This window comes from Oleiphilus sp. HI0123 (assembly GCF_001635315.1).
The window spans coordinates 1-385 of record NZ_LWGE01000751.1; the positions used below are offsets into that span (position 1 = coordinate 1).

General features: G+C 46.5%; 1 protein-coding gene. It reads right to left on the reverse strand.

The genetic code is table 11. The features are described 5' to 3' along the window. Positions 1–385: chorismate-binding protein (locus A3761_RS06680; RefSeq protein WP_197472911.1), on the reverse strand; the 385-nt coding region annotated here is incomplete at both ends.

A 385-nucleotide genomic window follows, 5' to 3' on the forward strand; every position in this document is an offset into this window, starting at 1 on the left:
GTGAGCTCTACACTGCCAATTTCACTAACGCGGCCAGCATCATTTCGTCCTAAATCGATTAGCATCAAATGCTCGGCGCATTCTTTAGGATCTGCGAGTAGGTCTTTCTCTAAGGCTAAGTCTTCTTCTTCATTCATGCCGCGCTTGCGAGTACCAGCAATCGGCCGAACAGTAACTTCACCCTCTTCTACGCGCGCAAGTATTTCAGGTGATGAGCCGACAATATGAAACTCGCCCAAGTTCAAAAAGTACATATAGGGAGAAGGATTCAAACAGCGTAAGGAGCGATACAGATTCAAAGGCTCAGCAGTAAACGGAATCGACATGCGCTGTGAAATCACCGTTTGCATCACGTCACCAGAGAGTACGTATTCCTTAATGGTAT